The organism is Paenibacillus sp. FSL L8-0708 (assembly GCF_038009325.1).
Taxonomy (GTDB): domain Bacteria; phylum Bacillota; class Bacilli; order Paenibacillales; family Paenibacillaceae; genus Paenibacillus_AQ; species Paenibacillus_AQ odorifer.
Map to the genome: position 1 here is coordinate 5,411,568 of NZ_JBBPBC010000001.1, position 22,696 is coordinate 5,434,263.

The 22,696-nt window shown below is 47.9% G+C and carries 31 protein-coding genes and 1 riboswitch; of the genes, 5 read left to right on the forward strand and 26 right to left on the reverse strand.

Features of this window, described 5'->3' with window-relative positions; all coding sequences use genetic code 11:
• Positions 1-3: 3 nt before the first annotated feature.
• From NYE58_RS25780 to terL, 10 genes are all read right to left on the reverse strand, one after another.
• Positions 4-534, reverse strand: coding sequence for a hypothetical protein (locus NYE58_RS25780; protein ID WP_076141597.1), 531 nt, complete (start codon positions 532-534; stop codon positions 4-6).
• 69 nt (positions 535-603) lie between these two features.
• The gene (locus tag NYE58_RS25785; protein WP_051491050.1) at positions 604-984 is read right to left on the reverse strand and encodes a minor capsid protein; all 381 of its coding nucleotides are present in this window, start codon (positions 982-984) and stop codon (positions 604-606) included.
• Positions 984-1,304 (reverse strand): hypothetical protein, encoded by a 321-nt coding sequence (locus tag NYE58_RS25790; RefSeq protein WP_341003358.1) that lies wholly within the window; start codon positions 1,302-1,304, stop codon positions 984-986. Before NYE58_RS25790 ends, NYE58_RS25785 begins: the two co-directional genes overlap by 1 nt.
• A complete protein-coding gene (locus NYE58_RS25795) occupies positions 1,304-1,687 on the reverse strand; it encodes a hypothetical protein (RefSeq protein WP_341003359.1) in 384 nt (127 codons plus the stop codon). The genes NYE58_RS25790 and NYE58_RS25795 overlap by 1 nt, the downstream gene beginning before the upstream one ends.
• Before the next feature lie 14 nt (positions 1,688-1,701).
• A complete protein-coding gene (locus tag NYE58_RS25800) occupies positions 1,702-1,926 on the reverse strand; it encodes a hypothetical protein (RefSeq protein WP_341003360.1) in 225 nt (74 codons plus the stop codon).
• Positions 1,927-1,946: 20 nt separating this feature from the next.
• The gene (locus NYE58_RS25805) at positions 1,947-2,873 is read right to left on the reverse strand and encodes a major capsid protein (RefSeq protein WP_341003362.1); all 927 of its coding nucleotides are present in this window, start codon (positions 2,871-2,873) and stop codon (positions 1,947-1,949) included.
• Between the two features lie 63 nt (positions 2,874-2,936).
• Positions 2,937-3,551 carry a phage scaffolding protein gene (locus tag NYE58_RS25810; RefSeq protein ID WP_341003363.1) on the reverse strand — a complete coding sequence of 205 codons (615 nt, stop codon included), beginning with the start codon at positions 3,549-3,551 and terminating at the stop codon, positions 2,937-2,939.
• Between the two features lie 81 nt (positions 3,552-3,632).
• Entirely contained in the window at positions 3,633-4,466 is an 834-nt protein-coding gene (locus NYE58_RS25815) for a phage minor capsid protein (protein WP_341003364.1), read from the reverse strand.
• Complete coding sequence (locus NYE58_RS25820; protein ID WP_341003365.1) at positions 4,466-5,923, reverse strand: phage portal protein; 1,458 nt, start codon at positions 5,921-5,923, stop codon at positions 4,466-4,468. Before NYE58_RS25820 ends, NYE58_RS25815 begins: the two co-directional genes overlap by 1 nt.
• A gap of 12 nt (positions 5,924-5,935) precedes the next feature.
• A complete protein-coding gene (terL, locus tag NYE58_RS25825) occupies positions 5,936-7,618 on the reverse strand; it encodes a phage terminase large subunit (RefSeq protein WP_341003367.1) in 1,683 nt (560 codons plus the stop codon).
• 478 nt (positions 7,619-8,096) lie between these two features.
• Between terL and NYE58_RS25830 the strand changes: the two genes are divergently transcribed.
• Positions 8,097-8,657 (forward strand): site-specific integrase, encoded by a 561-nt coding sequence (locus NYE58_RS25830; RefSeq protein ID WP_341003368.1) that lies wholly within the window; start codon positions 8,097-8,099, stop codon positions 8,655-8,657.
• Between the two features lie 174 nt (positions 8,658-8,831).
• On the opposite strand, the gene NYE58_RS25835 is transcribed toward NYE58_RS25830, so the two are convergent.
• From NYE58_RS25835 to NYE58_RS25870, 8 genes are all read right to left on the reverse strand, one after another.
• Positions 8,832-9,233, reverse strand: a complete 402-nt coding sequence (locus tag NYE58_RS25835) for a hypothetical protein (RefSeq protein WP_341003370.1) — start codon at positions 9,231-9,233, stop codon at positions 8,832-8,834.
• A 186-nt stretch (positions 9,234-9,419) separates the two neighbouring features.
• Positions 9,420-9,590, reverse strand: coding sequence for a hypothetical protein (locus NYE58_RS25840; protein WP_341003372.1), 171 nt, complete (start codon positions 9,588-9,590; stop codon positions 9,420-9,422).
• Between the two features lie 21 nt (positions 9,591-9,611).
• Positions 9,612-9,767: a hypothetical protein gene (locus NYE58_RS25845; RefSeq protein WP_341003373.1), complete on the reverse strand. Its 156-nt coding sequence runs from the start codon at positions 9,765-9,767 to the stop codon at positions 9,612-9,614.
• A gap of 397 nt (positions 9,768-10,164) precedes the next feature.
• A complete protein-coding gene (locus NYE58_RS25850; protein ID WP_341003374.1) occupies positions 10,165-10,623 on the reverse strand; it encodes a hypothetical protein in 459 nt (152 codons plus the stop codon).
• 200 nt (positions 10,624-10,823) lie between these two features.
• Positions 10,824-11,486, reverse strand: coding sequence for a DUF2726 domain-containing protein (locus tag NYE58_RS25855; protein ID WP_341003375.1), 663 nt, complete (start codon positions 11,484-11,486; stop codon positions 10,824-10,826).
• A 340-nt stretch (positions 11,487-11,826) separates the two neighbouring features.
• The gene (locus NYE58_RS25860) at positions 11,827-12,804 is read right to left on the reverse strand and encodes a hypothetical protein (protein WP_341003377.1); all 978 of its coding nucleotides are present in this window, start codon (positions 12,802-12,804) and stop codon (positions 11,827-11,829) included.
• A 70-nt stretch (positions 12,805-12,874) separates the two neighbouring features.
• Positions 12,875-13,648 carry a BRO family protein gene (locus NYE58_RS25865; RefSeq protein WP_341003379.1) on the reverse strand — a complete coding sequence of 258 codons (774 nt, stop codon included), beginning with the start codon at positions 13,646-13,648 and terminating at the stop codon, positions 12,875-12,877.
• A 36-nt stretch (positions 13,649-13,684) separates the two neighbouring features.
• Positions 13,685-14,047: a hypothetical protein gene (locus NYE58_RS25870; RefSeq protein WP_341003380.1), complete on the reverse strand. Its 363-nt coding sequence runs from the start codon at positions 14,045-14,047 to the stop codon at positions 13,685-13,687.
• Between the two features lie 141 nt (positions 14,048-14,188).
• Here NYE58_RS25870 and NYE58_RS25875 point away from each other — a divergent pair, with 141 nt between their 5' ends.
• The gene (locus tag NYE58_RS25875; RefSeq protein ID WP_341003381.1) at positions 14,189-14,539 is read left to right on the forward strand and encodes a helix-turn-helix domain-containing protein; all 351 of its coding nucleotides are present in this window, start codon (positions 14,189-14,191) and stop codon (positions 14,537-14,539) included.
• 809 nt (positions 14,540-15,348) lie between these two features.
• Here the strand turns inward: NYE58_RS25875 and NYE58_RS25880 are convergent.
• From NYE58_RS25880 to NYE58_RS25900, 5 genes are all read right to left on the reverse strand, one after another.
• Positions 15,349-15,588 (reverse strand): hypothetical protein, encoded by a 240-nt coding sequence (locus NYE58_RS25880; protein ID WP_341003382.1) that lies wholly within the window; start codon positions 15,586-15,588, stop codon positions 15,349-15,351.
• On the reverse strand, positions 15,566-15,838 hold the full coding sequence (locus NYE58_RS25885) for a hypothetical protein (protein ID WP_341003383.1): 273 nt from the start codon (positions 15,836-15,838) through the stop codon (positions 15,566-15,568). Before NYE58_RS25885 ends, NYE58_RS25880 begins: the two co-directional genes overlap by 23 nt.
• 121 nt (positions 15,839-15,959) lie before the next feature.
• Positions 15,960-16,298: a hypothetical protein gene (locus NYE58_RS25890; protein ID WP_341003384.1), complete on the reverse strand. Its 339-nt coding sequence runs from the start codon at positions 16,296-16,298 to the stop codon at positions 15,960-15,962.
• Positions 16,295-16,594 (reverse strand): hypothetical protein, encoded by a 300-nt coding sequence (locus NYE58_RS25895; protein WP_341003385.1) that lies wholly within the window; start codon positions 16,592-16,594, stop codon positions 16,295-16,297. The genes NYE58_RS25890 and NYE58_RS25895 overlap by 4 nt, the downstream gene beginning before the upstream one ends.
• Positions 16,595-16,612: 18 nt before the next feature.
• Positions 16,613-16,771: a hypothetical protein gene (locus NYE58_RS25900; protein WP_341003388.1), complete on the reverse strand. Its 159-nt coding sequence runs from the start codon at positions 16,769-16,771 to the stop codon at positions 16,613-16,615.
• Positions 16,772-16,933: 162 nt separating this feature from the next.
• On the opposite strand from NYE58_RS25900, the gene NYE58_RS25905 reads away from it, so the two are divergent.
• The 3 genes from NYE58_RS25905 (at position 16,934) to NYE58_RS25915 (ending at position 19,156) form a co-directional block, all read left to right on the forward strand.
• Positions 16,934-17,152 carry a helix-turn-helix domain-containing protein gene (locus NYE58_RS25905; RefSeq protein ID WP_341003390.1) on the forward strand — a complete coding sequence of 73 codons (219 nt, stop codon included), beginning with the start codon at positions 16,934-16,936 and terminating at the stop codon, positions 17,150-17,152.
• Between the two features lie 210 nt (positions 17,153-17,362).
• A riboswitch (cobalamin riboswitch) is annotated at positions 17,363-17,578 on the forward strand.
• A gap of 526 nt (positions 17,579-18,104) precedes the next feature.
• Positions 18,105-18,506, forward strand: a complete 402-nt coding sequence (locus NYE58_RS25910) for a hypothetical protein (protein WP_341003391.1) — start codon at positions 18,105-18,107, stop codon at positions 18,504-18,506.
• Positions 18,507-18,562: 56 nt separating this feature from the next.
• The gene (locus NYE58_RS25915; protein ID WP_341003393.1) at positions 18,563-19,156 is read left to right on the forward strand and encodes a hypothetical protein; all 594 of its coding nucleotides are present in this window, start codon (positions 18,563-18,565) and stop codon (positions 19,154-19,156) included.
• A gap of 121 nt (positions 19,157-19,277) precedes the next feature.
• Here the strand turns inward: NYE58_RS25915 and NYE58_RS25920 are convergent, their stop codons facing one another.
• The 3 genes from NYE58_RS25920 to spoIVB all read right to left on the reverse strand — a co-directional run bounded on the left by NYE58_RS25920 (position 19,278) and on the right by spoIVB (position 22,639).
• The gene (locus tag NYE58_RS25920; RefSeq protein ID WP_339192039.1) at positions 19,278-20,225 is read right to left on the reverse strand and encodes a tyrosine-type recombinase/integrase; all 948 of its coding nucleotides are present in this window, start codon (positions 20,223-20,225) and stop codon (positions 19,278-19,280) included.
• 288 nt (positions 20,226-20,513) lie between these two features.
• A complete protein-coding gene (gene spo0A, locus NYE58_RS25925; RefSeq protein WP_036682806.1) occupies positions 20,514-21,329 on the reverse strand; it encodes a sporulation transcription factor Spo0A in 816 nt (271 codons plus the stop codon).
• Between the two features lie 197 nt (positions 21,330-21,526).
• Positions 21,527-22,639, reverse strand: coding sequence for a SpoIVB peptidase (gene spoIVB, locus NYE58_RS25930; RefSeq protein ID WP_445671791.1), 1,113 nt, complete (start codon positions 22,637-22,639; stop codon positions 21,527-21,529).
• Between the last annotated feature and the right edge of the window lie 57 nt (positions 22,640-22,696).

Genomic DNA, 22,696 nt, shown 5'->3' on the forward strand with positions numbered 1-22,696 from the left:
TACTTACGGTGTTGCTGTGATTGTTTCGTCGCCTAAGATCGCGATAACCCCGTCTTCATCCGGAGTTGACCGGAGTGTTACGTTTGTGATGCGCTCATTTTCGTTGTTGAATGAATAAGATAAATCCGTCTCGCTGTATGCCAGCGGAATCGTAATCCAAAAGTCCGGATCGGTCAGTTTCGCTAATGGCTTAATGACGGCTTGCTTTGCAGTGTCAATCAAGTTAAGACCTACGCCAGTCTTAACGACAACCTTCGAACCACCTGCGCCTGTTACAACTTCCGCGCCCGCCATAATCTTCGGAATAGTTGGCAGATCATACTCGCCGAACGGTACCGTCACGCTTACATTACGTCCGGTTACGCGCTTACCGACGATGGTCTCACCGGTTTGGTCCGTCTTCTGTTCGCGATAAGTAGTCTCCGTTGTGAAGACGACGCCGCCGATGGTCGTTTCGAATTTGACCGCCGTTAGTCCTGTGCCGTATTCGACTATCGCCGGGCCTACCTCGATCTTGCTAAAGTTTTGTGACATTCTCACAGGTCCCCTTATGTTTATATTTGCACAACAAAAAGAGCCGCCCAGTAACGGACAGCCCTGCGTTTATAGCGATGTTGTTAACGTAAAATTAACGGAATATAGCGCTCGGTTATTCGCGTCAGGACCGAGATACCACGGCGCCGACTGATCCGCCAGGCACTTAACGGCGCGCGTAGTCCCGATCATAAATTCCGCCTTACCGTGTAGCGCTTCGAATATAGCGTTAGCCTTCGTTTCAGCCGTTGCGGATGACTTCGCGCGAATCACGACTTGAAATGACGGATATGCAACGGACGACCACTCTTTCGGAGGCGGTCCGCCTGTTATCCGCGTATATGCGCAATCATCCGGATTAGCCGTTGTAAAATCGTTGCCGACTACGGTAAACCCCGGAACGATTAAGCGGATGGTTGCGTTAATATCTGCGACTGTTAATAGCGCCACTATACATCCACCTCCGTTATTAGCGGCTTCCCGTTGAGCGCCCGTTTTACGCTGATTGCGATTGGCGTGTACGTTGTCTCCGCTAATAGTTCGTTGGTATACGTGAGGCGGTCGTCGAGTCCGATATCCGCGAGCTTATCGAAGTAAAACGTGCCGACGCTTACGACTTCCGCGCCGTGTTGATTGCGTACGAGTTTGACCGCCTCACTAAAGCGGCATTTCTGCGTATAAGGAACACCGTAAGACGGCTCGTTATAATCCGGATCATATCCGGCAAACGGCGTAATAACTACGTCTTGCTTAAGTGGGATAACCGCCATTAAGGTATCAGCCTCCCGACTCGACGCGCCGGTATCCTAACCCCGTTCGCGTCCCCTATTAGATCCCGGCAAGATTGCGGAATCATACTTATTAGTTCACGCGACCCCTCTCGGAAACTCATCGATGTTACACCGCTAAGTGACGTCGATTGTATGCCGCGCTGACCTTGCACCATAACGTCGCTATAAGCCGTAGCCAGTGCCGCAGCAAACTCGTACACAGCGTCGTCCGGAATCGTATACTTCGAGTAGTAGCGAATTAAAGTACGCTCAGCCACATTTAACATTCGTTGTTTTTTGGCTGCGTCTGAATCCACCCATCCCTCGGTATCAATTACGTTCGCGCTAATATAAGCTTCTGCTGCGATTACTGTCGTTGACATGCGCACACCTCCGTTTATTTACCGGAGGATTTTACGGCAGTCTTGCGCGGCTTAGGCGCTTTTACGACGCTGACTTGCGGCCCCTCCGGCTTGCTTTCGTCTTCCTCCAACGCGTAGCCATAGTCGTGAACGAGAATCTTGCGCAGACCCTCGTCCTCAACTACAGCCGCACCGTTGCTAAACTTGACGCCGTGTGTCGTCCCGTCATAGTTCGGGTTAGGCGTTCTGATTACGTGCATCTGCGCACCTCCCCGGTTAATTAGGCAATGATTCCGGACAAACGTGCGGCGGATTTACCGTCGAACAGCGCCAATCCAGTGTAAAACTCGATACGAGTACGGTAAGCTGGCTTTTCTTGCAGGAGGCCAAGGTCTTCAACCATAACGCCGCCGTTAGTCAGGCCGGATACATACTCGTCAGCGCCGAATTTAACGGCGTAGATTGAAGTTGTCTTCGAAGACGTACCTGCAGTCTCGGCGTGTCCAATAACTTTATTACCATCAGCGTTATCACCGGCATCGAACATAGGCACACCGTTGTAAGTAACGACCGGTTTACCGAACGCGTCCTCGCTTTGAGTGAAGTAGCCAAGCTTACGCGCAATGGAGTTGACTTTAATCATTGTTTTAGAGTCCATGAACAGCGCGTCTGCTCTACCGCGAGTCTGATAGATCAGAGCGTCCAGAGCTTCGAGGAACAACGTCGCGTTAGCCGCATCACTCAAGTCCAGACCGTTAGTAGCTGCGGTAATCAACTGGCTACCTGTAAGGCGTTTCTTCAAACCATCGAAGGATTTAGAATCTACTGCGGTATCCCCGTTGAAAAAGGTGTCTTGGAACTTAAATGCCGCTGCCTTTGTCTTTAGCGCCGTTTGAATAACGCGTTGATCGTTAATGTTAGAACGTGTTTGTTGAATGAATCTATCCACGTCCGCGTCTCCGCCCAGGATTACCAAGCTTTCAGTAACCGGATTAACTGTGCCGGTTGATTCTGTGTAAGCTTCGTTAACACCACGAAACGCAACGCCCGGCAGTGTAGCCTCGCGGTTGTAGGTATAGGCGTTACCTTGAATGTCCATGAACGGCATAAGTTGAAGCACAGGCGCATTCTGAACGAAAGTCTCGATTACCCCTTGTTGTAACGTGTTTTGCGAAAGTTTCGCGGATTCCAATAGTGTCAAAGCCATTTATAAATCCCCCTAGTATTGTTTTGTGTTAATAAAAAGAGCCCGTCAGGGCCCTTCGCTTAGTTATTTGCTTGCATATCCTGCTGAAAGCTTCTCCCGAGTGCTAAGTCCATCTGTTCCCGGCTTACGGCTTCCTCCGTTGGTATCCCCGCCAATTTGACGGTTCCCGCTGCCTACCGTGTTCGCTAAATACGGTTCCGCCACGATAAGCGCCTCGACCGCTTCCTTTACGCCGACTGCGTTCCCTTCGTCATCTACCGTAACCGCGCTTAAATCCGCTAGTTTTAATGCCGCGGCCACACGGTCGGCCGGTACGTTAGCTTCGCGTGCCAGCGATTTAAACTCCGCGTTAATGATGCGTTGGTTAGCGGTAGTTAGCACCTTATCCCGCTCAGTTTTCGCGGACTCTGCAGCAGCGAGCGCGGTCGCTTTCTCCGCTTCCAAACGTTCTGTATCGCTGAGCTTCGCGGCTTCTCGTTCAGCCTCCGCCTGCTCTAGCGCGGTTAGTTTCATTTTCAGGCTGTCGTAATCTTCGCGGCCTTTACGATCACGTGCGAGACGGTCGGCAACAATGCGGTCTAGATCCGCTTGTGTAAACGTCTTGTCCGTATCTGGATCGCCTTCTGCAAATAGCTGTAGATTAAGCGCATATCTTGAACGTTTCATTTTGTTTTCCATCGTATGTCCTCCCGCGTTTAAGCGCCGCGTAGCGCATAGTTTCCGCGAAGTTTATGGCGTCGTTTGCGTTCGGACGCGGAGTCATTGCTCCAGTAATTTCGGATCGCGTATTGGCGATAAAACGTGACGGCATGACGGGTGGAAAAGCTCGCGTCTCGGAATGTCGCCTACATACGGAAACTCGCCAGGAGCCTCCGGGATCAGCTTAACTATGCGCCCTTCCCAATTACGGCAGGCGTCCGTCGCACCGTGACGAGTTACGATCGCGTAATAAGCGCCGCGCCCGACCGCTTCGTTCGTCGAAGCTTCCCGGTGTACTTGCGATAACTTTGTTCGCGCCAGCATATCGGTATAAACTTTTGGATCCCAGCGCCTTCCGGCCGCATCAATTATTCCGGTATTCACGGAATCGCCTAGCGTTTTCTTCATTCCGCTAAGAATATCGCGACTAATCGTACGGCTTCCGTTAACTCCCTTCGCCATATTTCCGCGCAAGGAATCTGCGGTAGCCTGGCGTACTGCAATCCGAACCCTACGCTCAATATTCTGCGTAACGGCCAGTACGTCAGCCTGTGTATCCGCTACGGCCGCCGCGACCATTTCGCGGTTGATACGGCTAAACTTCGCGATCTTTTCCGCCTCTTCTACCGTTGATGCAACGCCTAAATCGACGATCGCGCGGATTACTCCGTCGGTCGCCGCTTTAGGAACGTATTTGTTTACCCACGCCTCAGACTCCGCGTTGAGTCCGCTAAGTATCTTTGAAACTTCCGCGAGTGCAAACTTTGAATTAGCGAGGGAAAGGCCGGCAAGGTCGAGACGGGAGAGCTCTCCGGTTATATCTAGTATCGCAGTTTTGAGCGCTCGGACGAGTTTGGCGACGTCATAATCGTAAATCGGGTCCGGTATGTTCATTACGCAGCACTCTCGTCGAGGTCATTAAACAACGAAGAGTCTACCGTCCCACCCGTTCGCGATTCGTCGCCATCTATCCTTGCGATTGCTTGTGCCGCCTGCTCGTCGTTGCCTCCGTCCAACAGTTTAATAGCGTCAGTTACTGCCATCGTAGCCTTGCCACCCGTACGAATTTGCGCTATTTCCGCCATTTCGCGGGCGTCAGTAGGTAGTCCGTCCTTGAAAATAATGTGAGGCTTCGTTGGGATGTAGTCCAGCGCTTCACTTGACTGTGCGTGTTCCAGTAATTGCGCGATTAACAACACTTCCGTCAGCGCCTTATCGAAATACTGACGTTTACGCGTCGTCTTCGAAAGCAGCGGCCCCATCCGATACTTAACGGCGAGCCCTGTTGCTCCGCTTGTGCCGGCGTTCTCTTTACCGAGGGCCACCGGAGGGAGCTCGGAAACGGTTAACAGTGCGTCAATAAGTTTGTCTAGCTCTTTAAACGCGGACTCAAGTTGCCCGTCCCAAGTAACGTACTGCGGTATAACATCGTCTTTCCCTACGATCTCAAAGACTTTAGCGTATGCGGCCTTTTGCTGTGGCACGCCGTCCGGACCGTCTTCTAGTACGCCCGTTGGGACCGCTAAGATTGGGTCAGCGTGTTTATCTAAGATGTTGGATATCTGCGTAAGACGGTGATTAATCTCTCGCAGAAGCGCCCTGTTCTCCGTAATATCATCGACTCCGTGCCACGACGTATCAAGCGCAAAGTTAGGAACGTGGACCACTAGCGGAAGGGGTACACCAGTCTCGATTGAGGCACTCGGCGCTTCTATTTCTTCGGTTATGCTCCACGAAATAACCTCGCCGTCTTTGGTTGACTGCGCAGACATTGCGTATTTGGCTGTGATTAGTTCGCCCGGCCTATGCGTCTCTACGAAAAGTTCCCATTTACCGGAATTCCCTTCGGTTACTTTTACCGGAACCGCGATATGATAAGCCGCAATCTTCTTCTCGTTGCCTGGGATAGTTTCCGGAAACACATAGGCTGCGTTTTGCGCTTCGATTACGGCGCGGTATGGATCAAGTGTCTCGGATAAGGCCCCGCGATACTCTTGCGCCCACTTCACTTTATAGAACGAGTCGCCTCGGTAGGCGTTACCGTAGGCCATTTCGTAATTTACCGTGCCTAATGCGTTGTCCTTAACAATCCGTTCAAGCGCTTTTTGCTCTGTAGAGCTGTCTTCGCCGGCGCTATATATCGGAGATTCACCGAACAGTAGATCCGCGGACTTCTTACAGATCAATCCGGCGTAATTCGTATATATGAACCGGTGTTCTTCCGTTTCTAATAATTGTGCTATCCGTCTAATCATGTATTTGCTACAACTAATCAACTCGGCATTTTCTCGGTAACGTTCTATCCGATCTTCATGCTCTACTGGTGGATAAACTTTTCCTACTTCGAACAATCCCTAACCTCCTCATAATCCTTTTGGTTTTCGCTGCCAAGTCCGCCCACGTCTTCCCGTTCCACCAGCGGCCTCAACTGCACCGGCTAAGGCGTCAGGTAAATCGTCATGCGTGCCGGAAGGGAATTGCTCCATTTGCTCGAACAATAGGCGGTGCGCTCGATTGAAACGTAAAAAACCGCTCTCTATGAGCGGCTCCAATGATTCTATGCGTATTTCTTTTTTAGTCCGCGATATGACGGGCTTTAGTCGAGTAGTTCCGATACGTTCTTTTGATAGCCGTTCTTGTAATTGACGGTACATATCGTGTTGAGCGCCGACGGTTTCTATCGCAAAGACTTTATGTCCGTATTCTACGATTGCTGTAACGGACTGATCTAACGCGATGTGTGCCGGGCATTTACGTGCCCACGCGTCCAGGACATACATAACGCCGGTTAATCGGTCTTTTCCTATCGTTACAATCGCGTTATAGTCTGATCGGCTGTTCTTTCCTTGCGCGATATCCCAAAACGCGTATAGATCAAGCGGTCTAGGGCGCCCTGAGTTGTCAAATAAGTCGGACTCATCGTAGTAATGAAACTCTTCCGGATTAAATATCGCGGATTCTTCGTCAATCGGCGTATTTTGGTACTCTGTATTAAATGCCTTCGAGCCGTTCGCCCATTTCCATGTCATCAGCGTCCATAGCGGCTGAACCGTGGGCCATAATACAACGGATCCGCGATCCATTTCGGCGCGATTCTCTTCGTAGTAAGCTCGCGCATTAGATACCGACTCGTCATCGTCAGTATTCAGATAGATTGCGCGGCAATTGTCCCAAAGATCAGCACGTTCCGGCTCGTCAATCAGCGCTTTATATAGCTTATCGTTGAAGTCCGGCCGTTTCATGACGGTTCGTAGCAATGATTCAACGTGCACGACCGTTCCCATATAGATAATCGCGGTCTTCTTACCTTCCGGATCGCCTAGTGGTACGACCGTCTGCGAAAACCAATCGCGAAGCTTGAGGCGCTGTTCCGGTGTAGCCGCGTTCGTCCTTACGTCTTCCAAGTCATCGCAGATTATTAAATCCGGCCGTACGCCCTCCCAATTTCGCCCCCGCAACGTTTGGTTACTACTCGCGGCCTCCATCTTCGTTAGCAGGCGCGGTACTCCGCTAGGTTGCGGCTCCCATGCGATAAACTCCGAACTATTATCTCTCGGATTCGCTTGTTGCTTCGGCGATAACAGCGGACCGAAATCGCGCCGGAGCTTTTCGTTACTCTTAAGCTGTCCCGCAATCCATTCGAGGTTGCCGGTTGATACTGTCGGAGTCTCCGAAATATTAACGATGTACTTTCGATGACGGTAAACAATCTCGCGTAAAGGTTCCGCCTTCGATAAATACGATGATTTAGCGTGAGATCGCGGCGCCGCACGTACTACCTTAGCGTTTATCGTACGCATTGAAACATCGTCCATTGTTGCGCATATTTCACGGTGAAAATCGGGCGATTCATCTAGACCGGCGATATCGAATCCGTCCCAATTGCCGGCGTTACCGGGATTACGCGTTTCCGAGAAATATTCAAACGCGAAGTAGAGAAGGTCGCCTTCCGCACGGTGAATCCTCGTTAACCTGGCGCTCTCATCCAAGTATTGCGCGAGATCCGCCTCTTCTTCGTGCGTCAGCGAGTCAAGGTTCGCGGTCATCGCGCCGATTAGTGCGTCGAGCTTTCCGATCGTCTCAGCGCGTCCGTCCCGTTTAATCCAGTGATCGTTTATCCACGCGATAGCCGCATCACCTCCTATTCGTTATGTCCGTGCAATTACCGTTAAATTAGCGTTGTTACATCGTGCCCTAGCAAATAGTAGTCCTGCGCCCCTAACGCGCTAATTCAACGGTGATTCTACGGTAAAAACATGCGTAAGCTTGCGGAGTGCATCCGACCTCCGATTATAGTGTAAAGTTCAAAGTTAAAAATGATATCCGGATTGGTCTGGCACGAAACGGCGGACCTTCGAGGGGTGCCGGGGGTGGGCCGCCCTCTCAATTTTTCCCCAATGTATGATTTTGTATCTTTTCGTACATTCAAAACGTTGATTTTACTAGGTTTACGTGATATGATTGGCTCATGATAACGTAATCGTACATTAAACGTACTATTATGTATGAAAAGGACGTGTCAAAATGGGCGAGAAGAAAGCTATATACGATGTCCAGCCGCTTAGAACACGCGAGGAAATCGAAGACATGAAACAATCACTCCGCCGGTGGAATGGCGAAAGGGATCTATTTATGTTTATCTGCGGAATAAATACGGGCCTTCGCGTATCGGACATAGTCACGCTTAAGGTTGCGGACGTCAAAGATAAGACGCACGTACGAATCGTCGAGCAAAAGAGCGGCAAGGTTCGCAACGTCAATCTCAAGGCGCTACAGCCGGAAATCGCCGAGTATACGCGCGGTATGAGCCCGGAAGATTGGCTGTTCCCTTCTCGTAAGGGCAACGGTCATATCACGCCAACTCAGGCGTATAGAGCGCTCGTAAAGGCTGGCGAGATGATCGACCGTACGGATATCGGAACGCACACAATGCGCAAGACGTTCGGTTATCACCACTACAAACGCAATAAGGACGTTGCCGCGCTACAAGAGATATTCAATCACTCTGCGCCATCTATAACGAAGCGTTACATAGGCATCCGTCAAGACGAGATCGACGAGTCTCTCGAAGGGTTTAAGCTATAGGAAGCGTAGGGTACGTAGATAATGCGTACCCTTTTCGCCGTTCCGAAAATTCTCGGAGGGCACGCGTCCAAGCTTCGCAGCCGATGTATTTACCTGCGCTGTAAGCCGTAGTCAAGCCGCACCCAATCGTGTTCCTTCATCTATAGGCGCAAGAATGTACGCAATCCCTACGCTTTACACATCCGAGTTACCTGTGTCCCTACGCGCTCGATACTCCGCAATCTTACGGTCTAGCTCGTCCCTATCAAGTCCGGTTATGTCCGTCTTCGTAACGTCTACACGCTCCGTTAACATATCGTTCATATTAAGCAAGAGCTTCGCGGCCGCTGCGTTACCGTCCCGTATTGCTGCGTCTGCCATTGCGTCCACTACTTCCGGTATCCGATCGAGTGTATTACGCGCTATCTGCCGCTTGAGCTCACGTTCAAATAGCGGATCTTTTAACCAATCGTATATAGACTGGCGCGATACACTTGCGGCCTCTCCGATCTGTTCCATCGTTAGTCCTCCGCGTCTAGGCAACGCAAGGTAGTTCAGCGCTATAAGATGATGCGCTTCTAATCGTTTCAATGCCACCGTTATTCCTCCGTCCTTTCAGGCCGATTAAGGCCGTATATTAGCGCCTTAACGACGCGTATAAGTATTTGTATTGCCTTGCGTGTGTAGCGCCTATATTAACGTGTATCTAACGGTAAAAATACGCATATAAAAGCGCTACTCATACGCTCGGGCAAAGCGTACGAACAGCGCTATCTATTACGTTTAATCTACGTTAATAGTAATCGTAGCAGGTCCGTAATCATTTAATAGACTGCCATCTACGTTAGCTAGAAAAACGATATCCTCCGGACCAAATGCGTATGTCTTAACGCCTTCCCTACGTGATAACTCCGCTTGTAGAGCCGCGGTACTTACCGTTGATAAATCGATCATACTATCGTCCTCCTCCGCTCATTATCCGAATCTAAGAAACACATATAACCCAATAACTATCGGTAGCCATAGCGCATGAAGTACTACACGTTCCCATAGCGGACAATCTAGCGCATAAGGACGGAAGTATAATCCGATAAGTAAATACGCAGTTACGATTAATGACGCGATTAACATTACGTTATCCCTCCGCTCACTTAGCGTTCGCTTCCGCTTTAACATTCGCGTTGTTCTATACTTAACGTAATAGATTCGATACATAGCGCTATACATACGAAGTAAACTCCGTTTATTAACATCCGCGCTATTCTATGTCTTTGCCTACATGAGTTACTACTCTGATTAATCATCATGAATAGGTACGAGCTCATTCCTTTGCAAAACCTATCTCAGTCACTCTTGTTCCCTCGAAACTATCTTTATGCGCGATTAATCTATTAATCCTATAGTCCCGCGAGGATTCATGAGCGTAGCGAATTAATCGGATGCGGTAATGTTTTGTTTATTCTTACATGTTCGTTATTACACGTTTGTTCTTATTACCGTCACTCCTCGGTGATTTAGGTAATTCACTCTACAGTGCATTAGGTAAATCACTCTCCGGTGAATGACCATATAGAACGTCTAATTTAGCGCGCATCTGCTCGTCAGTAAGTCCGCTATAATATTGCGGATAGTAAAGTTTGTCGCGCTTATTAGTTGTATAATCCATCGCTGATTTAACGAGTCCGACCGCCTCTAGTACGTCACAAAGTCGCTTTATCCGATTACGTCCGATACCCGTTTCGTCAGCAATACGTTGAACGGAAGGGAATGCGCTCATGTACCGGTCATTGTCCGGCTGTCCGTTCACCATCGAAAGTAAGTACGTATAGATAGCCGCTATATGCGCATTACCCTTATCGTACTCGCGCGCGATCGGTACTATCCGGCGGAATAAATCATGCGGGACCGGAGCGTAATGCCCACGGTCCAAAAACGCTGATTTGCGTCTAGCTGCTTCGTGTCCTATATCACGGAATTGCTTGCCCATACTCCATATCACTCCACTCCACGTAATTTACGAGCTAACTACCCGCACCATACTCGTCTAGACTCCGTTTAACCGCGTCATCCTTTGCGTATAGCCAGAAGCGTCCGCCAGTCTTTTCGTTAATCCCTACGCAGATATAGCGATGTCCTGCAGAACGTAAGAAATGGAACATAGCAGGCGAATAACAATAAAGGTAATTACTAGGCAACGAGCAACTCCCCTTTCAAACTACTTATAACCTCGCCGATCTCTTGAACAGACAGCGCGTACTTTATGCGAATCATAGGAACGCCCGCCTTTGCGCAATATCTGTTTTTTATCCGATCATACTCCTGCTGGAACGCGAAGTTATAACCGGCCTTACTTGGGTCTTCCCCGTCAAATACCGCCGGACGGTAATGTTGTTCCCCATCGTATTCTATAAACGCGATAGGCTCTCCGGAGAGGCCAAGCACTGCGAAGTCGAATAGTAGAGGTCTCCTACAAACTCCGGTAACACCTTTTCTGCGCACTTGCGTTCTATATTCTAACTGGTAATAGTCTAACCAGTATTTTACTGTTTTCTCACCGACGGACTCACTGCCGCCATGATCAATGATGACATTTATATCGTACATACACTTTGAACATAGATCGGTGCCATACATGCGATCTCTTCTAACGAAAGACCATTTCCGAGGTCTCCCTACCGTACCGCAAGCATCACATATAGGTGTAACTAACTTTTCGCACCCTCGCGGTAAGTCTTCTACTAATACCTCTAGTTTCTTTACGCCAGGTCCTATAAAGTACCCTTTGTCTATGTAGTACTGACGGTTGCGAAAAGCCGTACTTATCTCTATCGTCTTCTCTAAAACTCCCACTCTATCATCCCCTCCATCGTTAAAATAACGTAAGGACGTGCGGAGTATACCCGCAGAATTCGTAATCCTAACGCAAATAATCACTAATAACGCTGTTACTTCCTCAATGTATATAGTCATGAAATCAAACAAAATATAGGTATCGAAAAATAAATACGTCTTTCTATATATCCCGATAAGAAATCACATAAAAAGCAACCTTCGAACGAAATAAATATAAATGTAAAATACGCCGCCGGACTAATCCGCCTTTTTCCTTTGGTCTATGCGGGGTTTTGCGGCAGCGATCTCCCTTACTTATTCCTACATAGTCTCTAGATATACATCCTTACGGATACATTTACGCGACCCTCTCCGTAATTAATTTTCGGATTCTTAATAGCCGCATTTTTACGGTTAGGTAGGGTAATCCGGTCTTCTCCGCCGCATATTTCCGAGAAAGGCGATACTCACCGTCCGGAAGCACGTGGTAGGCCGCACAATCCCCCGAAGCCATGTCCGTTTCGACAATACTGATGAGCTCACGCATGAAATCCGCCTGTTTACTGGATACGCGTCTATATACGTAATCTTCCGTAGAGTTAACGCCCAATATCGTTCGAATAGCCCCCTCATAATAAGGCGCGATCATTCTACGGCGTCCGTCTACGGTGACTCTCCGCATCCCTTTTCGGCGCGCTTGGGCTTCGTAGTAGCGCGTTAACAACGCCTTATTGACGTAGGTGACGATCTCCCTCGGACTACGGCAGACATCGACGTGTTTAAGCGCGTACTCTAGCGCGCCAACCATGTCCGTCATAACCTCCGCTCGTATCCGTGTTTCCTCAATCACGGCTTCCCGTTCAGTACGTTCGGCAACGTCTAGGGCGCGTTGGTATTGCGTAAACGAGCTACCGAACCCCTCTTCGCGGAATCTTCGCTCTATCCGACCGTTCTTTTCTCTTAGCCAGGCGGTCAATTCGGGCGTTAACGTGTATTCGTAGCCGAAATCGTTATGGCGTACCGGTTTGAAAGGGATTCGCATACGTAAATCGAGCACCATTATGGACAAATAACGGTTAATCTCCGAGTGAACCCAACCGGAATCTTTACGGATATAGAACACGCGCTTGATGGCTTTCTCGCGGATCGCCTTTATCCGATAAGCGATATATTCCTCCGGGCTTGTCAGATTAATCGAAATGTCGTGCGTGAAGTTCGTTTTATATCTACGTGAAGTGTTCGCTAAGAAATCCGTTTCGACATCTTCTAGTATTACGTCGATTATGTGGCGATCACCGGTTATTTGGTACGCGGTTACTGCTTGGCGAAAGTCCATCCGTATTCCTCCTCCGTTTGTTTATGAAAAAGAGGCACTTTCAGATAGAAGGCGCCTCTTTTCGATCTGTCTATGTGTTCAGGTTTAAATTAAGCGTTATCGAGGAAGGCCGACGCGGTTCGAAAGTGATTACGTTATCCGGAACCACGCTACCCGCGAGCATGCGCTCAATATACGCAATACCTTCCGTCGTTACGCGAGAGTATGGACGCGCTACCCCGCCGGGAGACACATACGGTATTACTTCGAAGTAGCGCGGAGTATATCGCTGATAAGGGAGTCCGTCTTGGCGGATCAACTTCCGGTCTCTTAGTGTGTCGCGTAACACTTTCGGTTTCATGCCGAGCAACTTCGCCACTTGATCGACCGTCATCGTCCCGTCTGCATCGATGAACGTATCGAAGGCCTCGACCTTTGGCGCCATTGTGACGATTTGCGCTTCGGCCGCGAGGCGGGCTCTCCGTTCCTCCGCAAGCCGCGTGACCGTCTTAAGTAATAAGTCCGGATCATCAAGGAGCGCATCAGTTGCGTACATCCCCGTTTTGCGGATCGACGGGATTACTTCGTGCGTGATCCAGCGTTTGAAGGCACGCGCTTCGGGCTTGCGGCTGCCGAGTATTAACGAGTAGAGTCCGGATTCATTTACCACATTAACCTCGCCAGATAAGCCCCCTAAGTTGAACTTAGCCACCTCATCAGAGTCTAAGCGCTGCATTGCTATAGTTGGGTTTGATAACTCCAATACCACGCAGATGTCTTTCGCGATGAACCACGGAGTTCCTTCGACCATGACCGATCTCACTTCCGCCGATTCATACGTAAACACTTTCGTTAGCTGGCCCATAACGACGCCTCCTTTTGTTTGGTTGTATATAAACGACTAAGCCACGTAAGGTAGCCGCGTCGGTATTTGATCCGCAATGACGCGAATATCCCCACTATCGTCCCGCACGTTAACGTCCTCACCCTCTCGTACTCTCCGTATAAGCAGAACGCCGTCAGGAGTCACGCCCGTGTAACGCATAATGAACGGAGGTTCTGGCGTCTCCGTCACTTCAAACTCGTGGATTACGAAGTACTTAGGAACGTAACGGTTTAGTGGCAGACCTTTTTTACGCAGCACCTTGCGTCTATACAGAAACTCGCGCATGGTACGCTCGTCCCATCCGAGCACTAGTGCAGCTTGTCCTAACGTAAACGTCGCCGAGCCAAAACGTCCAACAACGCAATGATTATTGTTCAAAGTAGCGTCCTCCCTTCTCGTTTGGATTTGAAATAGATTTTTCATATCGCTTATGCGATACTAAGTCTTTGTTGCAATAATAACGCTTATACGATATTATTGTCAATAACGTATACACGATATTTTAGGAGGAAATTAATTATGCCTGTTGAAAAGAAAAGTAACTTGTTCACTCGGGTTGGTGCGGAGATCGTTAATAATGAAATTGAAGACGAAGTAGAACAAACCTATAGGATAGAGCTACGTCTTCACGTCGCACTAAAGGAACGCAATCTAAAGCAACGTGACCTGGCAAGAATGACGGGAATCCGTCCAAATGCGATAAGCAACATCTATCGTGGATTTCCTGAACGTCTCTCCATTGACCATATTGAAAGAATTGCAAAAGCTTTAAAGATTACAGACATAAGGGAACTGCTTGTGCTAGTTCCGGAAGAAGACCATGACTTTTGGCAATTGGGCAAAGAAGGACATATTGAGGATGAAGAATAAACTCTCCCGCACCTTTAGCGCATAAAAAGGACGCTTCCTTCTTCCGGTAGCGCCCGTATATACTACATCTTGTTTCTTTAGGTAAAAATAACCCAATATATAGTGTTTGTAAATAGTTTTAAAAACAGAAATAAAATTATGAATATTTTTGGAACCTATAGAACACATGTGCGTATTACTATTCATAAAGCAGCGAACAACACACGGCTGCCCGATATGTTACTCCGAGGTCGTTCGCGATAAAAGGCGGTTGCCGTCCGCTATATGTTAACGTAGCCTGCAGACGGCCAAGTCCGCAGATACAGTAATTGGCGTTAGGAAGTCCGGCCACCTATTGGCGTAGATGACCGGACAGTGTTCCGCAAGCATTTGGCGCTACTTGCGTTGTTACCCGAAGAGTGGCGATCCATATTGACGTATGGCACTTCGGTAAGTCGACCCGCATCAAGGTCCGTGTTCTAGCACGGTACGGGGTTAGGTTCACGGTGAACCTAAGTAGGTAAACGCAATTTTGCGTTCTCCGCTTCGAGTTCCTCCGGCTGCAACCGATAGGAGCGGAAGGGTGTCGGTTGTAGCTACACCCTAAGTTGAACATAGGCCGTCAACGATGCAACGATGTCGGTCCGGTAGTACCTGGTACAAACATTGCTTTGGTCAGATTATTCGGTGTTAGCGCACCGTTAACCAAGTCGCACACCCTGCGGACGCAGTTTAATCTCTGCGTATGTGTCGCCGGACTGTAGAACGTAAAGACGTCTGCGGTCCCGGCGGACAATCCTTCTATTCCATTTCATCGGTTATCACCTCCTTTATAGTGTTCCGCGATACTTATAACCAACCGGAGCATATTCGTCCGGTAGCGCGATTTCTCCAAGAGCCCGCGCGTGTACGATCGCTATCTCAATGGCAAGCGGTAACAGTTCCTCACCGGTTAGTGTCCGGTCAGTATATACGTTAGTAGTGATACGGCAGCACTTGCGAGAGAGTACGTAAGAGTACCAGTGTTTGCCCGGCATCATAGCGGAACTACGCTGTGACTGCGAAGTCATAGGCGGCAACCTCCGATTTTTCGCGGACGATGAAGCCGAGCTCATGCGCCTGATTAGCGGTAATTTCAATAAAGCCAGCGACGGATCTACGATTTACGGAAGGTAATGCGCGGAAGAATGCGCCAGGAAGGACAACGATTTGTTGACGGTGGAATCTACTTCTAGCGGGGAAGAGGTTGTCGATTTTTGTGACGAAAAAATTGCCGGTTCTGCGGTCGAGCGCGTATCCAATTTCAATTGTTTGTGCCATGAATGACCTCCGCGTTTAAAGTCCGACGACTATTGTATGAGTGCGGAATCCGCGACACTGCCCTCAAGTTTGAGGTTAGTGTTTCAACCCACGCCGCAGCGGGCCATCCTCAGGCGGTAGTCTATATCGTCAACCCCAATTCCAGCAACGGCGCGGCAATCAAATCGCGTACGATGAATTCCAACGCGGTCATGCTTGTCCACCGTTCAATTAGCGCCGGTATTACGTCAGCAGCCGAGCCGCGTACGTCCTCCGCGATAATTACGCCAGCGTCTTCGTTGCTACCTACGTAAATATCCGGATCACCTTCGCTTTGGCGGACTACCTGCGCCCATAACATGCCCTCCGATAAGTATAGTGCGCGGTCTTCACCGAGAAGGAACGCCGGCAACGTATCGTACTGCGAGCCATCGTCATCAACGTCGTACGTATAGACAAGCGTTATAGGCTTAACGTTCATAGCGCGCCCTCCTTACTGCGCCGAACTAGCGCGGACAGAAGCTCGAGGGCCGACATATCCGATATGCGATCGAAGAAGTCAACGCTATCAACCGGTAAATCGAAACCGACCGCGCTGGGGCCTCCGGTTGTTAGGTACTCGCCGTTAACGTTGTTAATACGTTCAAGAACAACGGTGCGGTATTCAGCGTCGATATAAAACGCGTGGTTAGCATCGACGAGAACGCCTGGGTATAGGTAGCGCGCTACTTCTTCGTTCCTATCGTGCATTTCAGTTACGACGGTGATTTTAGCCATTAGCGTAATCCCTCCGATTTAAAATAGTAGTTCGCGGACAAAGACAGCGGTCAAAGCGACAGCAGTTTTAGCAATCGGCCATAGCACGGCCTTTAGCATAGAACGGCGGTTGCGGATGCCAGTACGTGTGAGGCTCCGGCTGGGATACGAGTAACCTTCGATGATATTGGTGGACATTTTGAAACCTCCTTTATAATAGTGAAACCATATGTTATAATCTGCGTATAAGTAATTTACTAGGTATCATGTAAACTAGATTACTTCTTAACCTACCCCCATCCTATCCCTTTTCGGTAATGATGTCAACTAGTTTACGATAAATTTATTGGAGGAATTTTTGTGATTAGATTTTCGTTGGACAAGCTCATGAAAGAACGGGGACTAGAACAGAAGGACATTGTCGAGATTTCCGGAATAAATCGCAATACAATTAAGGCGCTCGCTAATAACGCGAACAACCGAATTGACTTTCCAACGCTAGACAAGTTGTGCCGCTCGCTAAACGTATTGCCTGGCGAATTGATCGAATACATAGACGAAGATGACCGCGCCGAATAACGGTAGCGGTCTTTTTTACATAGACATCACCGTCAAATTAGCGCCTTTACTCCGAACCCTTATGTTTACCCTCGGAAGGATATAGCGGGGCTAACTCAAGGGATTACGCAGACAGTACGTGCGGTACGGATTAGCTCACCGCTTTTAATAAGAAGGACAATAATCATTGACTAACAAAGATTTACATATTAAAATAGTCTTAAGACAACAAAATATAGTAGTGTTTTAGGCGCTTCGATCCAATTTTGGTATCGTAGCTTAATAGGGAAGCGCGGTGAAAATCCGCTGCGGTCCACCACTGTAACCGGACGGTTCTACTTATAAGGAACCACATACCCTTGCATATGCCACTGAGGTAACGAACCCTCGGGAAGGCGCTAGGAGATACACGGAAGCCAGGAGACCTGCCTACACATCGTTTAACCCTTTATGGGGTTGGATTTGTGTTGGTAGTCTACTGGCCGATCTTTCAGTCAAATAGTAGATTAATCAACACTCCTCCATGATAGGGAGTGTTTTTTTATTTTTTCTGAAAGGAGTCCTTTGGATGACAACAAAGCAGCTAGATATCGTATTAAAGGTTATTGAACTCACGGCAATCATCATTTTTGGTATACTTGGAGTCGTTATTGCCTTAGTAAAATTGTAAGCCCCACTATCGTCTTAATAAAGACATTCACGTCTCTGATAAAAGGAAAAGCGCCAGCCCTAACGGATTGATTCCGCTAAGACTGCGCCTTTTTTTATTACGTTAATAACTTAGCACATCAAAGGTGCTAAAACTCCGTAAAAATCCTTACGTAGCATGGGTTTTTGGCGTTTTCCCTTAAAGAAGAATATCAAGAAAATAACGAATGCAGTAGCGCCGCCTGCACGTTTATCGACGTTCTTGTCGTTTGTAAGGACGTTGTGAAACACGACAACCTTCCGATGACTGAGACGCAGGTTCAACGTGAACCATCGTTTGGATGACGTCGTGATTCACGCCTCCATTCGATGGCTGAACGATTCGGCCAAACATCGGCGCAATAGCGCTTGTCACCGCAAGGGGAGAACTAGTACGTCAGCGTATCGTGCCACGAAAAACGCCACCTCCTCGGAAGGAAATGGCGCTACTTTGTCGAAAGTGTACGTAATCCTCTACGAAAGGACTACGCTTATGAGCCGTTTTATGCAGCCGCTAACTTCTAACGTTCAATTGTATACCGCGCAGCTTGAGCGCGTTCCGATCGTCGTGTTCATCGCGGATGAGCTCGTAGGCAGCGGAGTAATCGAAGATATTACGGACATCTCCGTTAAGGTGCGCGGCGAGTATTTTATGCGGGATACATGTACGTTTAAATACGCCAGTTAGGCGGCACGTTGTTGCACGAGCGACGGAGTTTTGCGTTAAATAATAGGAGGCAACCAATGACTAAATGTGACCAATGTGATAAACCCGCAATTATTAAACACGAGTCTGGACAGCATCTTTGTGTGACATGTTTCAGCACTCTGCAAAACGCAATGTTTCTGCAACAAAGCATGGATGTTCAGCGGCTAAGTATGCTTGCTTCACAAATGAATTATCAGGTGGACAAAATTGAGTCAGTCTCTGGATTACCCGGATCACTTCCTCGTTATAAGGTGCCAGAGCAACCACCTATTTTCACAGGAGACATGAATAATATTAGTATTAATAAAAGTGTGGTCGGGTCCGTCAACACCGGAACAATTGAAAGTATTAACCTATCAATGAATAAGATAAGCAATTTAGGAAATGAAGATCTATCTCATGAAATAAAGATCTTCACCGAAGCCGTTTTAGCTTCTGAAGAGCTTAATCAAGAGCAGAAAAATGATATTGTAGAGCAAGTTGCTTTTGTTGGGGAAGAGTCCGCAAAACCACCCCAAGAGCAGAAGAAAGCTATAATGGGAGCAGCGATAAAGAGCGTAAAAGAGACCGTTCTTACCGTTAATGCACTGTCTACTCTATGGGATAAGGTAGCCGGCTACATTCTCTAGAATTAAATGATTCTAAACGATAAACTCTGAAAATAATGGACTCCGCAGCATACCCGCGCGAGTCCAATTTCGTATTTTCACGCGCGCTCAATATTCGGATTAGATAGACTCGCTACGACCCTCAATTAAACATCGCGCTAACTGGTGAGTATTTGTCGTGTTGCTTCGAAATATCCGCCTGAAACATCTCCGTATATAACTGCGCCATATGTAGACTCTTGTGTCCCATTATTCTCATCAAACTTACGACATCCCCCGAGTTAAGAACATAATTCCTAGCGAAGGTATAACGCAATGTATGGCACGATACGCGAACGCCTTTTATCTCAGCAATCTTCCCATACTCAGATACTTCTTCCTGAATCGTACGGCGCTTAAGTGGTTGACCATCAACATTTACAAAGAATATACGCGACTCTACTTCACCACGAAACTCCACATACTCCAACATATGAGCCGCTAATATATCGCTGAACGGGATTAAACGTTCCTGACGGCATTTACCGAACACTTGAATAACACGCTCCTGCCAGAACACATCATCCAAACGGAAGCTCAACGCTTCTTCTAGACGCATTCCTGTATCTAATAAAAGCAGCAGAAAAGTATAGTTACGAAAGCCCGCAGGAGTTGAACGATTCGGAACTTCGAGTAGCGCATGAACTTGGTCACGACTTAGCGTTCTAAGTACTCGCTTCTCTTCTACCAGTCTATCTACTGCCTCCATCGGATTTTCTATCATATACCCAGAGCTACAGAGGAAATTAAAAAATGCACGTAAGCTACGTATGTATTTGTTGATCGTCGGCGTACTGTTTCCTTTATCCATCCGGATCTGAATGAACTCCTGTACGTCTTCTAAAATAACATCAGTTGGTTTAAAAACCTCGTTATCCTCCAAAAAATCCGAGAATTTCGTAAGGGTTTGACTATAAAACGCCGCAGTACTACTGGATAAATTTTTGAGTTTTCGTGATTTTATGAACATGTTAATCGCTACCTGCATCTTCAATTCCTCTTTTTCCTCACGCATCTCGAGTATCTTTTTTCGCTTATCCTTATACTCCATGAGTAACGCCCCCTAAGGGTTAGGATACCCACGCAGACGAATGAATATACAAATAACGCCCGACCACGTTAAGTACGTAGCCGAGCGTTTGTTTGTATATTCTTCTAATATGCGTTAAACTCTCGTTAGCTAAACGTCCGATAAATTAGCGCTACTACATTAGGCGAATACGGAAAGTTTAACGGAGTCGCGCACCGATAGTTTATCGGAATCTCCGTTCAACGAACGCACAAGTTGACGTGAACATACGTTCTATCAATCGTCCCTATTCCGCGTAACACCGGGGTTTCAACTAACCTTATGCTCAATCCGCAGCTTGTCAGCTACCATGGCAATAAATTCCGAGTTAGTAGGCTTAGATTTGGAGATATTAATGGTGTAGCCGAATAAATGGCTGATGGAGTCGATGTTGCCACGTGTCCAAGCGACTTCAATCGCATGGCGGATCGCGCGTTCTACGCGTGAAGGCGTGGTTTTGAACTTCTCAGCGATTGCTGGGTAGAGCGTCTTCGTAATCGCACCAAGGATCTCGATATTGTTATATACCATGGTGATCGCTTCACGCAGGTACTGATAGCCCTTGATATGCGCTGGGACACCGATTTCATGGATGATCGAGGTAATGTTAGCGTCGAGGTTCTTGCCCTTAGAGAGCGGCACTACATTCGATCTGGACGTCGACGAATAATTGTACATGTTGGAGGAGGAGCTCATGCTGCCTTGAGAGCCGACAAGCTGACGTACACGATTTGCCAGGACCTCCATATCGAACGGTTTCAAAATATAATAGGATGCACCAAGCTGTACAGCTCTTTGAGTGATGTTCTCCTGACCAAAAGCAGTCAGCATGATGATCTTCGGTTGAGGATTCAGATCCATATCACGTAGACGTTCCAATACACCTAGGCCGTCTAAATGCGGCATGATGATATCAAGAATAAGAACATCGGGAATTTTACGCGCTTCGCTAAGCATTTGAAGCACTTCTTCACCATTGTAGGCGATACCCGTTACGGTCATATCTTCTTGCTCAGAAATGTACTCGGAAAGCAAATTCGTAAATTCCCTGTTATCATCGGCCAACAACACTTCAATATTCTGCACTGGCTGCTTCCTCCTTAATTATATCTGCTATTCGAAAATAACATTTTTTTCTTGTCTCTTACGTTTTCGACATGGAGATCGAATTCCCTTCTGTCGAAAATTATTTTTCTTTATTTTTTTTCTGCGTTGGATTATAATTAAATATTTTATCTCAATGTTCGAGGTTCTTCGTAATCGTTCGACAAAAAATCTTAAGGCTAAACCGCCTTAAGATTTAATGAATACCTATTCTCCTGTTTGGTCACACCTGAATCTTGAAGCATCCATTCGATGAAGCACCCATAACCGGACTTAGGATCATTTACAAATACATGAGTTACGGCTCCGATGAGGCGGCCATCCTGTACGATAGGACTTCCGCTCATACCTTGAACGATACCGCCTGTCTTATCAATAAGGCGTGGATCGGTGATCCGCAGCACCATTCCTTTAGTGGCTGGCGTTTGCTGATGTGCTACATGAATGATCTCAACCTTAAACCGCTCCACCTGCTGACCATCAACTACAGTTAGGATCTCAGCAGGACCTTCCTTGACTTGATCGCTCATCGCCACGGGGATAGGTTCTTTGTAAAGACTGTGCTCGGGATTGGAGCTCATTTTACCGAAGATGCCGAAGTCAGTATTGCTCTCCACATTTCCAAGCACTTGGCTTTCTTTCAAAAAATGCGCTCGTTTCTCGCCCGGATCGCCATCCTGGCTTTTGGATATGGAGGTGACACTGGACTGAACAATATGACCACTGCCTACAACAATTGGAGTACCGGTATTCATGTCTGTAATCACATGTCCCAAAGCTCCATATACACCTTGCTCGGGAGCATAAAAAGTTAATGTGCCGACACCCGCTGCTGAATCACGAATGTACAGGCCTAACCGCCACACTTTGTCATGAATGTCATACGCGGGCTTTAACTTAGCTATATGCTCTTTACCTCCGCGTTTGAAGACAATGGTCAAGGGGTTATTCGCTTTACCAGCACGATCCACCAGCTTGGCCACCTTGGACAACTCGTCCAATTTCTCACCATTCATGGAGATCATCAGATCACCCGGCACTAAACCGCTGACCTCTCCTGGGGAAAGCTTAGTTTTCTCGGATACTTCAATCAGATGATGACCAACAACCAAAACACCTGCTGATTTCACTTTCACACCGATCGTTTGACCTCCCGGGATCACCTTAAGCTCGGAATGAATTCCTTGTGCAGTCACCTTGGCTGGTTCACCTTGCAGTGGTGCAGCAGAACTTAGATTTGTTCCCGTTATGCCCGATAAACTAAGAAAGAAGGCAAATAAAAGGCCTGGCATTAACTTCCTGAGGTTAGGCTTCAATGGCTGTCACGCTCCCTTTTGCTTCTTTCGCTT